At 71.8% G+C, this 13,245-nt stretch carries 12 protein-coding genes; 3 read left to right on the top strand and 9 right to left on the bottom strand.

Annotated features, from left to right (window positions below; all coding sequences use genetic code 11):
• Nucleotides 1-37: 37 nt before the first annotated feature.
• Nucleotides 38-1,021: a lytic polysaccharide monooxygenase gene (locus tag ABZ374_RS28955; protein ID WP_360316248.1), complete on the top strand. Its 984-nt coding sequence runs from the start codon at nt 38-40 to the stop codon at nt 1,019-1,021.
• Between the two features lie 356 nt (nt 1,022-1,377).
• On the opposite strand, the gene ABZ374_RS28950 is transcribed toward ABZ374_RS28955, so the two are convergent.
• Nucleotides 1,378-1,818, bottom strand: coding sequence for a hypothetical protein (locus ABZ374_RS28950; protein WP_360316245.1), 441 nt, complete (start codon nt 1,816-1,818; stop codon nt 1,378-1,380).
• Between the two features lie 436 nt (nt 1,819-2,254).
• Here ABZ374_RS28950 and ABZ374_RS28945 point away from each other — a divergent pair, with 436 nt between their 5' ends.
• On the top strand, nt 2,255-2,596 hold the full coding sequence (locus tag ABZ374_RS28945; protein WP_360316242.1) for an aldehyde dehydrogenase family protein: 342 nt from the start codon (nt 2,255-2,257) through the stop codon (nt 2,594-2,596).
• Here the strand turns inward: ABZ374_RS28945 and ABZ374_RS28940 are convergent.
• The 6 genes from ABZ374_RS28940 to ABZ374_RS28915 form a co-directional block, all read right to left on the bottom strand.
• Nucleotides 2,534-2,830 carry a ferredoxin gene (locus tag ABZ374_RS28940; protein ID WP_360316239.1) on the bottom strand — a complete coding sequence of 99 codons (297 nt, stop codon included), beginning with the start codon at nt 2,828-2,830 and terminating at the stop codon, nt 2,534-2,536. The genes ABZ374_RS28945 and ABZ374_RS28940 overlap by 63 nt on opposite strands.
• Before the next feature lie 4 nt (nt 2,831-2,834).
• Nucleotides 2,835-4,136, bottom strand: a complete 1,302-nt coding sequence (locus tag ABZ374_RS28935; protein ID WP_360316236.1) for a cytochrome P450 — start codon at nt 4,134-4,136, stop codon at nt 2,835-2,837.
• Nucleotides 4,133-4,951, bottom strand: a complete 819-nt coding sequence (locus ABZ374_RS28930) for a class I SAM-dependent methyltransferase (RefSeq protein WP_360316233.1) — start codon at nt 4,949-4,951, stop codon at nt 4,133-4,135. The genes ABZ374_RS28935 and ABZ374_RS28930 overlap by 4 nt, the downstream gene beginning before the upstream one ends.
• Nucleotides 4,952-5,077: 126 nt before the next feature.
• On the bottom strand, nt 5,078-6,289 hold the full coding sequence (locus ABZ374_RS28925; protein WP_360316230.1) for a YcaO-like family protein: 1,212 nt from the start codon (nt 6,287-6,289) through the stop codon (nt 5,078-5,080).
• 26 nt (nt 6,290-6,315) lie between these two features.
• On the bottom strand, nt 6,316-7,338 hold the full coding sequence (locus ABZ374_RS28920) for an HEXXH motif-containing putative peptide modification protein (RefSeq protein ID WP_360316227.1): 1,023 nt from the start codon (nt 7,336-7,338) through the stop codon (nt 6,316-6,318).
• A 547-nt stretch (nt 7,339-7,885) separates the two neighbouring features.
• Entirely contained in the window at nt 7,886-9,328 is a 1,443-nt protein-coding gene (locus ABZ374_RS28915) for a N,N-dimethylformamidase beta subunit family domain-containing protein (RefSeq protein WP_360316224.1), read from the bottom strand.
• A gap of 376 nt (nt 9,329-9,704) precedes the next feature.
• Between ABZ374_RS28915 and ABZ374_RS28910 the strand changes: the two genes are divergently transcribed.
• A complete protein-coding gene (locus ABZ374_RS28910) occupies nt 9,705-10,847 on the top strand; it encodes a glycosyltransferase family 4 protein (protein WP_360316221.1) in 1,143 nt (380 codons plus the stop codon).
• 54 nt (nt 10,848-10,901) lie between these two features.
• On the opposite strand, the gene ABZ374_RS28905 is transcribed toward ABZ374_RS28910, so the two are convergent.
• A complete protein-coding gene (locus ABZ374_RS28905; RefSeq protein WP_360316218.1) occupies nt 10,902-12,686 on the bottom strand; it encodes a hypothetical protein in 1,785 nt (594 codons plus the stop codon).
• 30 nt (nt 12,687-12,716) lie between these two features.
• Nucleotides 12,717-13,205: a hypothetical protein gene (locus ABZ374_RS28900; RefSeq protein ID WP_360316216.1), complete on the bottom strand. Its 489-nt coding sequence runs from the start codon at nt 13,203-13,205 to the stop codon at nt 12,717-12,719.
• Nucleotides 13,206-13,245: the final 40 nt, after the last annotated feature.

Raw genomic sequence — 13,245 nt, 5'->3', positions numbered from 1 at the left:
CACGAACGAAGGACAACCGTCGGTGAAGAAGCATCCGGTGCAAATTCTGGCAGCGTTTCCGTTCACGCTCGCGCTCGTTCTCTCCGGAATAGGCACGGGAACGGCGTTCGCGCATGGCACGTCGCTGAATCCTCCGAGTCGTATCCAGTTGTGTTCGACCCAGGGGGGCGAGAATCCGGAGAACTTCCGACTCCCGGCGTGCCGCGCCGCCAAGGCTGCGGTGGGCGACGACCCCGCCCCGTTCTACGACCCGAACGCGGTCAACATCGCCGATGCCGCAGGCAGGCATCGGCAGATCATTCCCGACGGCAAACTGTGCAGCGCGAACAACCCCCAGTACGCCGGTCTCGATCTCCCGCGCGCCGACTGGCCGACGGCCAACCTGCCCTCCGGGGGGTCGTACACGTTCCGCTACAAGGCCACCGCGCCCCACAAGGGCACGTTCGAGTACTACATCACCAAGAACGGCTTCGACGTCACCAAGCCCCTTCGCTGGTCCGACCTGGAGGCGGCGCCGTTCGTGACGGCGACCGATCCCTCGCTCGAAAACGGCTCCTACGTGGTCCAGGGCCGCTTGCCGGCGCGGTCCGGCCGTCACCTGATCTACATCGTCTGGCAACGCTCCGACAGCGGCGAGGCGTTCTACTCCTGCTCGGACGTGGTCTTCGACGGCAGTGGCAGTTCCGTCCCCGCCCCCACCGGCAAGTCCTCCCCCGCCACTGCGGCGGCGGGCGGCGGACACGACGCGCACACCCGGCCCGCCTCGGGGACTCCCACCGCAGCCTCGTCGAAGCCCCGCACGGAACCGGCCTCACTCACCCCGTCGAAGCCCGCTGCGGCACCGGTGCCCGAGTCCGAGTCCGCGGCGCCGGAACAGGCCCCGGCACCGGTGAACCCCGAACTCGCCCGGACCGGCGGGAGCGGATCGCAGCCCGGGCTGATCCTGGCCGGCGCCGCAGCCGGATCGGTCGCCATCGGCTTCGGATCCCTCGTCTACGCCCGCCGGAGGACCTCGCGCTGATCACGCCCGACGCGAGCGGCGGCACCGTCGTAAAACGGTGCCGCCGTGTTGCCCCCGCCGCACACGAGGCGTCCCGCGTCGCCGCCCACACGGCCGGAACAGACAACCGTCGTCGGTCGGTTGATGTCGCAGTCCGACTGTGAGGCGCGGGCCGCAGCGTCGCGCGGGAACGGTGAAGCTCAGGCGGGCGGCGACGGCGTGGATCGGGCGGGCGAATCGACGAGCGCGCCCCCCGGCGGGTCGACCGGACGGTCGACCTTTCGCCGGCCGGAGTCATCATGCAAAGCGTCAAGGCTGCACGTGAGCGACGACGAGGGCTCGGCGCCCTGCGGCACGAGTGCGCCGCCGATCCCCGCTCAGCGACGGCCGGTGGACAGGATGACGAGGAACTGGCCGCCACCCGCCTCGATGTCGGCGGTCACCGGCAGCCCCGGTGCCAATCGGGAGAACCGGTCCACCAGCCAATCCGCCGCCGCTTGGGCGTCCTGCCGGGTCGGACAACGGCCCACCATCTCGCGACCCCCCTTGCGCTCCAGTCGCGCGGCAACGGCGATCAGCGGGGCGGGTTCGACCACGTACGGACGGTCCGGCCAGGCGATGACCACCTTGACCGCACCCTTGCGGGAATTGCACCCGCGGTGCGCGAGCCGCTCGGCGACCTTGGCCTTCCGGTCGGTGGTCCGACTGTCGACACTGGGCCCCTGCGGGTCGTTCACCGACTTGTCGGGGTCGACCGGTTCGTCGCACACCCAGCATCGCCAGCCGTCGCGCTCGGCCACATCATCAAGGAGACTCACCCGAGCAAACTAGCCTGCCCAGCCGCCACTCCGCGCACCAGGCCCTCGCCAACCGGGTGACCTGTGGGGTCTCGAAGCCGTCCTCCTCACATCCACTGCCTCGCGGATCGCCGACCACGGCGTCGAAGAGTTCGGTGGCGCGCCCGAGCGCCACCGAACTCCTGGACCCCGAGCACAGGCGAACGGGGCACCCATGGCGCGCGGCGACTCCAAGCGGCAACAACTCTCCCCCGGGCGTCGACGTCGGCGCCGTCCTGCGCCGTGCGTGCCGCAGGCGGGTCGCCGGCAGCGCCGTCAGCGGCTCGGACGGCGGTCCTGGACCGGGTGATCGGCGTGATCGGCGCGCGCATGGAGGAGTTCACCGGGATCGGTGCCCGCGAGTGCGGTTTCCCGCTGCGTCCGTCGCAGGCCACCGGCGCTCGCGGCCGGCAACAGCGTGGTGCTCAAGGTCGACGAGAAGACGCCCATCGCGGCGCTGGAGTTGGCCGCGATCCTGCGTGATGCCGGGCTCCCGGCCGGTGCGTTCCATGTGATCACCGGTCCCGGCGAGACGGTCGGCGCGCACCTCGTCCGCCACCCGGACGTGCGCAAGGTGTCGTTCACCGGCTTACGACGAACCCGATCCGATACCCGCCGGATCCGTATACGGCGGAGGTATCGGACGGCGGTTCCACCGAGGCCCCGCGCCGGCTGGATGTCGCGGGTCGCGGCCCTTTCATTCGGGGGTATGCGATCCGGATCGTGGCGGGAGGTGGATCGCTTCCATGGGGCAAAGTGATGCGGCGTCTTGCGCTTCGGTGTTCCACGGAGGCGCGTCGGGGTGGGGCTGGGCTTTGCCATCCGGGGATCGCGTGAAGTGGTTCGGGGCCGTGGCGGTGCAGATGCCTGAGGCGATGCATCGCGAGAGGTCTACGCGGGGGCGGGCCGGCGGCGGTTGTTCGGCGTTGCTCTCGGGGTCGGCGTCGGATTCGGCGTCGGATTCGGCGTTGGGCTCGGCGTTGGGCTCGGGCATCGGGCTACCAGGTGATCGGGAGTGTGCGGGGGGCTCTGGTTTTGAGGCCGGATTTCCAGGTGGGTGAGCCGGCTTGACGCAGTGTCGGGAAACGGTGGAGCAGGGCGGTGACGGCTTCCTGGAGTTGTGCCCTGGCCAACTGGGCGCCGACGCAGTGATGGACACCGTGGCCGAAGGCGAGGTGGGGGTTGGGAGTTCGGGTCAGGTCCAGGTCCTCGGGGTCGGGGAACACGGAATCGTCGTGGTTGGCCGCGGAGTTGACGGCCATCACGGCTTCACCTTCGGCGATGCGGACGCCGGCGAGGGTCATGGGTTCGGTGGCCACGCGCAGGTTGGCCTGGACGTTGGTCTGGGCGTAGCGCAGGAGTTCCTCGACGGCCGTGGGCACCATTTCCGGCCGGTCGCGCAGCCGGCGGTAGTGGGTCGGGGTGTCGAGGAGGAGGTGGATCAGGCCGGCCAGGCGGTCGGCGGTGGTGCCGTAGCCGCCGGCCAGGAGGACGACGCAGAAGGAGATCAGTTCGTCCTCGGTGAGGCGCTCCTCGTGGTCGCGTGCGGCGATCAGGGCGCTGAGCATGTCGTCGGCCGGGTGGTTGCGTTTGGCCGCGATCAGGGTGGTCATGTAGCCGGTCATCTCGGTGACCGCGTCGGTGACGGCGGTGTCGGGTATCGCGGTGAGGCTGCGCAGCGCGTCGCACCAGGTGTCGAGGCGGTCGCCGTGCTCGCGTGGGGTGCCGAGCAGGTCGCAGATGACGGCGAGAGGCAGGGGGCGGCACAGGAGTGGGACGAGGTCGGCCGGGGGGCCGTGGTCGGTGAGGGCGTCGAGGAGGTCGGCGACCAGGCGGGCGATGTCGTGGCGCATCGCCTCGGCGCGGCGGGCGGTGAAGGCGGCGGCGACGAGTTTGCGCAGCCGGGTGTGCTCCGGCGGGTCGGCGGCCAGGATCGAGTCCGGCAGGGTGGGGACGGCGGCCATCCTGGGGCCCGGGCTGCGGGTGGCGCGGGTGCGGCTGAAGCGGGGGTCGCCCAGGACGGTGCGTACGTCCGCGTAGCGGGTGACCAGCCACGCGGGGTCGCCGCTGGGCAGTCGGATGCGGGCGCAGGGGTTGTCGCGGCGCAGCGCGGCGAACTCGGGGATGGGGCCGAGGCCGTCTTGGTGCGGGAACGGGAACGCGCAGGTGGGTGGCCCGGGTTCGATGGACGGTCGGTTCGAGGTCGGACTCGGGTTCGGGTTCGGGTTCGGGTTCGGGGTGAAGGGTTGGGTTTGTTGACCTGTGCTCGTGTTTCGGGGGTCGGTGCCGGGCTCCGTCACGGCGTCTCCTCGGTGTCCCGTTCGTAGGCGGAGACGTGGTAGGTGCTGGCTTGTGTGAAGGGGTCGCCGGACCAGGTGCCCCGGCGGTGTTTGAGGCGCAGGCCGGATTGCCGGGCCGTCAGGTCGAGTTCGCCGGGCGACGCGTAGTGGAACGAGACGCGCAGGTGCCGGGTGCGGTCGGCTTCGTGGATGAGGTAGTGGGATCGGTAGGTCTGGGTGGCAGGGTCGATCCGGCGGTGGCACAGGATGAGGTGTTCGTCGGTTTCGGCGACGACTTCGGGGATGCCGGAGGCTGCGGCGACCGCCAGGGCTTCCGGGAGGTGCGCGTCGAAGACGAGGAGGCCGCCCGGTTCGAGGTGGGTCGCGGCGGCGGTGAGGCAGCGTTGTCGGGCGGTGCCGTCGGGGAGTTCGAAGAAGGTTCCGCCGGCGAGGTAGATCAGCGAGAAGGTGCCGGGGACCGGGACGGTGGCGAAGTCGCCGACGGTGATGGGGATGTCCTCGCCGCCGGGTTTGCCGCGCAGCCGGCGGATCATCGGCTCCGAGGCGTCGACGCCGTGGACGCGGATGCCGCGTGCGGCCAGGGGCAGTGCGATGCGGCCGGTGCCTACGCCCAGTTCCAGCACGGGGCCGGGGCCGGCGAGCGCGGCGAGGGTGTCCACGGTGGCGTCGGTGATTCCCGGTTTGCCGAACCAGCGGTCGTAGTCGGCCGCGTGAGCGTCGGCATAGTACGGGTGCGCGGGTGACTCGCGGGGGGTGGCGGGCGTGGCGGGGTGTATGGATGTGGTTCGGCGCGTGGTGGTGTGGGTCCTTGGCACATTGGCTCCTCAACGCGTGACGGCCCCGCTGCCGGGGCACTTCGGCGTTCGGGTGGTCCGGCCGCCGATCCGATCCGGGGCCGGGGCGGTGTTCCGGGTCCGCTTTCGGTCGTTGCGCTCGGTCGGTCAACCGAAGGGGTGGGGTCCGCGTGGGGTCGTCGGTGTGTGCCGGTGCGCGTCGTCCGGCCCGGCGGGAAGCCCGGCGGCCCCGGGGGCGACGACCCGGATCACCGTCGCGCCGAGCGCGCGGGCCGGGCCCGCGGTGGTGTCCACGAGGACGATCTCGCGGCCCGTGTGCGCGGACAGGGCGTCGAGGCCGGAGGGCACGACGGGCGGCGTCGAGCCCGGTGGATGTGCCGTGCCCTCCTCGAACAGTCCCGCCTCAAAGGGCGGCACGTTCTGCCGCGTCGACCGCGTGGTCCATGAACTCAGGCTGTCCTGTACGTGATAGGCCCACAGGGCGTGTTGCACGGCCGTTTCCGGAGGGCTGCCGCCCCGCCACCGTTCCCAGGTGGCCCGGGCCACCGCCGTGTCCATGCTCCAGCGCACCATCAGGGCCTCGTAGGCCGCCTTCTCGATCAGCGTCGGCAGATCCGCCTCGGGGCCGCAGCGGGCGCCGAAGGACTGGCGGGTGCCATCGGGGGCGTGCAGGCAGACGACCACGCAGCGGGCGCCGTCGGGGGCTGCGAGGTCGAGGGTGGTGGCGAGCACGCCGAGTTCGGGCAGCAGCTTCGCCAGGGGCTCCGGCGGTCCGGCCGGAAGGAGCCGCACGGGTGGTGGGTCGAGGCCGTACCAGCTACGCCGCACCAGGTCGCGTTCGAGCACTTCCCAGGCGGCGTGTTCGGCGGCCGACGCCGGGTCGGGATGCGAGGCGACCCCGGTCGAGCCCGCACGCGGCCCCGGGTCGCAGCCGGTCGGCGGCCGGTGGTGCAGGAAGACGGCATCGGCGGGCAGGTAGGTTTCCTCGCCGCTGTCGAACCGGTGTCCCCGGACCCAGAGTCGCCGGGTCTCCCGGGCGGTCGGTGCGGTGTGCGGCGGCCGCGCTGGTGCCGGGTCGTCGCCGGCCGGGTCGAGCGCCGGGACACCCTTGCGACACAGTTCCGCGTACGTCCCGATCATGCTCGCGTCCGCTTCGGCGGCGCGGCCGGCCAGGATGTTGCCGACGCGTTCCAGGAGTTCGCCGCGCGCGCTCGCGGCGACGCGCTCGCGGTCGTGCCCCGCCGCGCTGCCGACCAGGATCGGTCGGCCGCCGGAGGCGTCGACGGCGTCGAAGTGCGGCGAGCGCGCCGCGATCCGCGCGAACACCGTGTCGGGGTCGCTATCGTAGGGGCTGAACACCTGGGGATCCCACGCCGACTCGGGCATCACCCACGCACCCGAGTCGCCTCGACGACCGGGGCGACCTGGTCCAGCACGGCGAGGCCGTGATCGGTCAGCGCGTGCCGATGCTCGACCAGGGTGCCCGCGGCCTGGGTCGCGGATCGCTCCAGTTGCTCCAGGCGGGCCCGGATCGCGGCCGTGGCGCGCGTGCCGCCCGCACCGGTGCCCGCGTTCCCGCCCACGCCGGTGCCGGTGTCCAGGACGCGTCGGTACAGCAGCACGCTCCTGGCCAGCACCACCGCCTGCTGGAACAGGCCGGTGAGCGGTCGCGGGTCGGCGCGCAGCGGGGTGGCCACCAGCGGGCCGTCGCCCTCGGCCGGACGCAGGAAGGGCTCGTCGGCGACCGACGCCGCGTTGCAGCGGGTGTGCGTTCCCTCGTGCACGAGCGCTTCGGCCAATCGGACCGGGCCCGGCAGGCCGTCGGCGCCCGGCTCCAGGCGGTCGCGGCGCACGAACACCGCGCCGTGTACCGAGAAGTCGGTGAATCCGTCGATGGCCGCCCCGTGCAACAGGGCGATCTGGACCAGGATTTCTCGGAGTTCGGCGTTCGCTTCGGGCCAGGCGGCGGCAAGGAGCACGGTCGTCGCGTGCCATGTCTCGGTGTCCTGCGCGCGCCAGGCGACCGTGGTCGAGGTGCGTGCGGGTTCCGCGCCGTCCCCGTCTTCGTGCCCTTTCGGCTTCGGGATCGCCTTCAGGGCCCGGGCGACGCTGCGGTCCAGATGTGCGCGCGGGGCGACCAGGTCGACCGGCCAGGGGAGTTCGGCGGGTGGATCGGCGATGTCGGCTCTGGCGTGATCGAGCAGCCGGCCGAGGGCGGCGAGGCGCTGCGCGTCCGGTGGGTCCTTGTGCAGCACGCGCTGGGCGAGGTGGGCGGTCTCGACGACGGCGGGGTGGGTCGCCTCGTGAGGGGTCGCCACGAGGTCGGCTCGGGCCAGGACGGAGCAGGTCATCCGCGCCAACGCCGCGCGTTCTCTCACGCTTTGCCCGGCATCTGGTTCCACGCGCATCGTGACTGCCTTCCCGTGATCCCGGTGCGGGAGCGGCGGACCGGCGATCGCCGATCCGCCGCGTGTCGGTCGGTCCGCCTCAGCTCGGCACGTCGATCATCAGGGCCAGTTCCGGCAGTTCCTCTTCCGAGATCAGTTCGATGTCGTCCTGCATATCGGACTCCCTTCGGTTGCCGGCTCCCCGCCGTCGGCGGCAAAGGCCGGGATCGTCATGCTGGGTCCCGACGGCGGCGAATACAAGAAGTCGTGAAGGTGTCGCGTTCCGTGGTGAGCGGAGTCGGTTCAGCCGGAATCCGCCTTGCGTGCATCGGGCCGAGCCGAGAAGGCCGAACCCGGGAAAGTACGCCCAGCAGCGAGTTCGCCGGTCGGACCCGGGGCCGGTAGTACCGGAGCCGAACCCCGTCAACGCGGTATCCGGCCCGCTCGCTCGATCGAACCGCCGGAAAATTGGCCGGAAACGTCGGACCGCCCTCCCGCGCGGCGCGGCACAACCGCGCGGGCGGCGGCGCGAACGAGTGGGCGGGCGTCACGACGTCGTTTCTCGAAATCACCGGGCCGACAGCAGCGTCACCACGTTGCGCGTCACGGTGCGCACCCGTTCGTCCAAGGGCAGGACCCGCGCCCAGTCGGTCGTGGCGGCGGTGAAGACCGTGCCGCCGTGTGTGTACAGACCCATGGTCGCGGCTCGGATTCCGCTCTCCCGCTCGCGAATCGGGTGGTACCAACCGGAGTTCGGGTCGGTGGGGAGTTCGGCGACGCCCAGGATCGTGAACCCCGCCGGACTCCGGTCCTCCCCCGTCGGCGCGAGCGTGCCGTCCGGGCCCCGACTCAGCGCGGCTCCGTCGCATTCGTAGCCGACCAGGGCGTGTTCGGCGCCGAGAACGTCGCCGTCGCGCAGTCCGGTGCCGGCGAACAGCGGGTGGTCGGCGTGGCGAACGGTCAGGCCCAGGCCGGTCCGGCGCCCGCTCCAGTGGCCGCCCGCGTTGCGGTAGCTGACGCCCGTGAGGGTGTTCTCCGGTGCGATCTCCCACCAGTGGCCGGGGACTTGGCGCAGCCCGTCCACGTCGGCGTGCACGGGGACGCCCGGCGGGTACTTGGCGCAGTGCAGGACGCTGCCGCCGGCGCCGACCGTGACCCGCCACCAGCAGGTGTTGGCGCCGAAGAAGGCGATGTTGCCGCCTCGGTCGCGAAAGGCGGTGACGTGTCGGCGGGTGGCGGCGCTCCAGTACTCGTCGTGGCCGACGGACAACAACAGGCGGTATCCGTCCAGGGGTCGGTACGACTCGTGCAGGTCGAGGTCGGTGCAGTAGTCGACCGCGAAGCCGGCGCCTTCGAGCCACGCGATGAACGGGGCGTCCCAGTGTGCGAACGTCTGACGCGGGGTGCGCGGGTCGTGCGCGTCGGGGTGCCCCTTGACCGGGCCGCCGATTCCCCCGCCGGGCCGACGCAGGCCGACGGACCTGGTTCCGCCGGGCGGTGCGACGCCGTCGTCGAATCGCGATCGATACAGGCTGCCACCGCCGCTCTCGTTGTAGGCGTGGTAGGTGAACAGCGGGACCTTGTACAGGATGCGTGCCCTGGTGGGGCCGCGCGGGGTGACCACGAACAGGATCCGCGCGTGGCGCGCGTCCAGTGTTTCGGCCCGATCGAACGCGGGGTACGGCGGCGTGTCGGCCGCGGCGTGGAGCACGGCGAGGTACACGCCCGAGGGCCAGTCGCCGGGAACGGGGAAGTCGTACGCGGGCCAACGCCAGTCCCCTTCGGGTCGACCGTCGGGCGCGAAGCGGCCCTCGCCCGCCAACCGACCCATGTATCGCAGCCCCACGCCGCAGCGGTAGAAGTCGGCTCGGAACCTGCGGGCCCGGGTCGAGACATGCAGCCGGAGGGTGTCGCCGGCCCGCACACCCGCCCGGGCGGGATAGCCGTCGACGCGCGGTCGGGTATCGGCGGCATCATCGGAGGATCCGGTGCCGTCGAACGTGTCGGACATACGCCTCCCACAGGTCGTTCGATCCGGCCCACCAGCACCGGCCGGCGCCGACGCATGCGGCGCCACTGCCTATCAGCCCCACCCTCGCGAAGACCACCGCGGCACCCGGATCCGGACGTTGTGCCGGGACCCGTGCCACGCCTACTCCATCGGACGGACACCGCCCACTCGCCCTTGGCACGCCTGTGATCACCCGGCCGCACCCGTCGTACGCCCGTGACCACACCGCCCCTTCCCGCTTCGCTCGACCCCGACCGGTTATCACCCTCCCCCACGCGTCACTCTTGGCACTCGGGTGATCACGAGTGATGATGAGCCGGCGTCGCCGTCTCCGCGCGCATCCGAGCCCCACCCCTCGACGAAGGGCCGATCGGACATGCGCATCGCCTACCTGCACGGCGGCAGCATCCCCTCGCTCTGGGCCAACAACGTCCATGTCATGCGCATGTGCGACGCGTTCGCCTCGGCCGGGCACCAAATTCGCCTGTACGCCGCGCCCGGCACCCATCCGGTCGACGACGTGTACGCCTACTACGGGGTCAGGCATCGATTCCCGATCCACACCGTGCCGGTCCCCGAGTACACCCCCGCGGGATACCGGCACCGCGCCGAACGCGTCCGCGAACTGCTGGTCGAGGACGGCGTCCCCGACCTGATCTACGGCCGGGATCCCTACAGCCTCGCCGCCGCCGCGGATCTGGCACCGTTCGTGTACGAGGTCCACCAACTGCGCGAGGACCTGTCCCCGCCCGAAACCGAACGGCACCTGCTCGCCCGGCCCCGGCTCGCCCGGGTCGTGGTGATCACCCACGCGCTCGCCCGCGACCTGCGGGCCAAGTACGCGGACCCGGCTCCGCTTCCGATCCTGATCAGCCCCGATTGCGCCGACCCGCCCCAACCGCCCACGGAGGTCGTGCGGTTGCCCGGCCGCCGGGACGTGCCCCGGGTCGGCTACGTGGGCCACCTCTACGACGGCCGCGGCATCGGCCTGATCCTCGACCTCGCCCACCGACTCCCGGACCTGGACTTCCACCTGGTCGGCGGCACACCCGAGGACCGAGAGCGCTGGGAACGGCCCGGCACCCCGGGCAACGTGTACTTCCACGGCCATCGGCCGCCGGCCGCGCTGCCCGGCTACTACCCGCTCTTCGACGTCGTGTTGGCGCCGTACGAGGAGAAGGTGTACGTGACGGGCAGGCTCGCGGAGACCGGTCGATGGACGTCCCCGATGAAGCTGTTCGAGTACATGTCCTACGGCCGGGCGATCGTCGCGTCCGACCTCCCGGTCCTGCACGAGGTGTTGACCGATCGGGTCAACTCCTTGATCCGACCACCCGACGACCCGGCCGCATGGGCGCACGCCGTACGGGAGTTGATCGCCGATCGGGGGTTGCGCCGAGCCCTGGGCGCGGAGGCCCGACGGCAGGTCCTGGACCGGTACACCTGGCGCCATCGCGCCGACGCCGTACTGGCCGGCCTGGACCTACCGCACACGGTCGACGGCCCGAAAGCGCCCTGACCACACGCGGGCGAGCGAAGGTCGGGCGACCCGGGCCTCTGCCACGGTCGGGAATCACTCTTCGGTTGTCGGGCTGTCGAGCAGCCAGGTCACCGGCCGAGCGGGGTCCGGGTCGTAGCGACAGGACGCTCCGGTGTGAATGGTGTCGCGCAGCAGCCGCGCGAGCGGGGCATCGTGGAGCTCGATCCGGTCGAGGGTCGACGCGATCGCCTTGCGCACGGCGATTCTCGCTCGCTCGTGCGCGGAGGAGAAGCGTCGGCGTCGACCGCCGAGGCCGGTGGCGGTGCGTACCTCGGCGAGCAGGGCCTCGCGTTCGAGCCGCAATCGGTCGAGTCCGGCCTGGTCGGTCCACGACTCGGCTTCGTCCAGTTCGACGTCGATGGCACGCAGCCGGTCGTGGTAGGCCGCCAGAGCCTGTCTGTCGACCACTTCGGCCGTATCCGATTCGGTGACCACGCCGGCATGACCCGGTGCCGCGGCGGACAGGTCGAGCACGCTCGACTCGACGCCTGGGCTGCGGAGCAGTTCACGCAGGTAGAACAGTCCCTTGAGGTCCGGCAGCACGACCGTCGTGCCGTCGGCGCCGACGACCCAGCCGAGTGTGCCGTCCCGATGCAGGTGCACGGTGACGGGAGGGGCCGGCCGCATCGCCGCTGCGGGGGCGATCAGCCGGTCCCGCCACCAGGCGGCCCCGATTCGCCGGTAGGCGGATGCCGCGTTGTCGCGCCACCGCGTCGCGGAGGGCCCGCCGAGTGCTTGTTCGGCGCGGTGGAGGTAGTCGTCGACCACGCCGTGGAAGGTCACCGCACCGGCGTTGAGCACCGCTCGGCCCGCAAAGGGTTCCAGCAGGCGGACACCGTCGGCCACGATGGCGTCGCTGTGCAGCGTGGCGGCGACCTCGACCAGCGAAGTGACGGTGAGCAGGAAGTCGACATCGCGGGCCACGGTCCCCAGCCCGGCGCCGGTGAGCCGGTGCAAGAGCTGCCGCGCACGGTCGGGTTCGTCTGCGGCGAGCCAGAGCACCGCGGCTTCGGCGGACACCGAGGGCACCCCCTCGCCCGCACCGTACGCCTCGAACGCGGCGGCCTCGCTCCGCAGGGTCGCGGTGTCACCGATCTGTCGTGCCCGGGCGGCAACGAGACTGTGCACGACCGCCTCCCGGTCCGGCTCGGCGGCCTTGCCGCCCAGGTCGTGGGTGATCGCGATGAGCCGATCGGCTGTGTCGAGGTCGCCGGTGACAAGGGCGTGCATGGCCCGGCGGGACGCGGCGAAGAAGGCGGCGCGGGCCGAGCCCGACTCCTCGGCGATGATGTCGAGCGCCCGAAGCCGGCGCTGTACGGCGACCACGTCCAGGCATTCCCACGCGGTGGTCAGACACCACAGCTGAGCGGTCAGCCGCTGTGCGGGATCGATGAGGTGGGCCGCGACGTCGGCCAGACGCGCCGAGAGGGCCGGCCGTTCGGCGAAGTCGTCCGGCCCCCAGTTTGCGAGCAGCGCGGCGTCGAGGGCGTCGGCGACGACCTCGGGGTCACCCAGGCGGTCGGCGATCGTGACCGCTTCCCGGGCGAATGCCACCGCTCGCCGGGCCTCGCCTCCGTAGGCCCACGCCCGCGCGAGCGCGGCGGCGAGTCGGCAGCGGCTCGCCGGCCCGACCGCGACCGTGTACGCCTCGTGAATCAGGGCGGGCACCTGACCCGCATCTGTGCCGAAGTACTGACTCGACGGCAGTCTCAGCGCCGCCGCGGCCATACCTTCGGCGTCACCGTTGTCGCGGGCCTCGTAATAAGCCGCCAGCAGTTCCGCCCGGGCGGCGGCGACCTTGTCGGCCGCAGACTCCATGATCGGATCATACTGCGGCCCGACCCGCGGTCACGGTTTGTGCAGGTGTACGGACCTGGCGTGTTCCGCGACGCGGGCTCGATCCCAGTCGCCGGTGCAGTACACCGAGAGCTGCGAGATCGACCCGTCGATCACGTCGGCGCGGAACAACTCCCGGCAGTACCAGGATTCGTCGTCCTGCTCCCACTGTTCCTCGACTTCCAGGACGAAGCCCGTCGTCGTGGCGTCGAACCGCGACCGGGGCACCCGACCGGCGCCGGGGTGCCCGGCCTTGCGCAGCGCGACGAGGTCGTCGATTCCCCGTGCCTGCAGGCGCCACTGCGGCAGCGTGAAGTCGCAGAACGCGTCCGGCGCGAACAGGCCCGCCGGCGGGATCCCCGTTTCGAGAAAGGTGACGAGCCGGTCGGCCAACTCGTGCTTCGTGGTGTCGACGATCCGCTGGTCGAGGTCGACGTACCGGCCCTGGACGACCGGCGCGTCGACGAGGACCGGAGCCTCGTCCTTGTGTGTTGGCGACATGACGTCCTCCTCGGCGATTGTGCTGTCACCGAGAAGGCGT

This window comes from Embleya sp. NPDC005971 (assembly GCF_040629175.1).
Taxonomy (GTDB): domain Bacteria; phylum Actinomycetota; class Actinomycetes; order Streptomycetales; family Streptomycetaceae; genus Embleya.
The sequence above is the reverse complement of the archived record's forward strand: the minus strand, read 5'-3'. Positions and strand labels throughout refer to the sequence as shown.

What these genes read in the sequence shown, in the direction of transcription:
- ABZ374_RS28915 (WP_360316224.1), bottom strand. Translation starts at nt 9,328, where the DNA reads ATGTCCGACACGTTCGACGGCACCGGATCCTCCGATGATGCCGCCGAT.
- ABZ374_RS28920 (WP_360316227.1), bottom strand. Translation starts at nt 7,338, where the DNA reads ATGCGCGTGGAACCAGATGCCGGGCAAAGCGTGAGAGAACGCGCGGCG.
- ABZ374_RS28910 (WP_360316221.1), top strand. Translation starts at nt 9,705, where the DNA reads ATGCGCATCGCCTACCTGCACGGCGGCAGCATCCCCTCGCTCTGGGCC.
- ABZ374_RS28905 (WP_360316218.1), bottom strand. Translation starts at nt 12,686, where the DNA reads ATGGAGTCTGCGGCCGACAAGGTCGCCGCCGCCCGGGCGGAACTGCTG.
- ABZ374_RS28940 (WP_360316239.1), bottom strand. Translation starts at nt 2,830, where the DNA reads ATGCCCGAGCCCAACGCCGAGCCCAACGCCGAATCCGACGCCGAATCC.
- ABZ374_RS28900 (WP_360316216.1), bottom strand. Translation starts at nt 13,205, where the DNA reads ATGTCGCCAACACACAAGGACGAGGCTCCGGTCCTCGTCGACGCGCCG.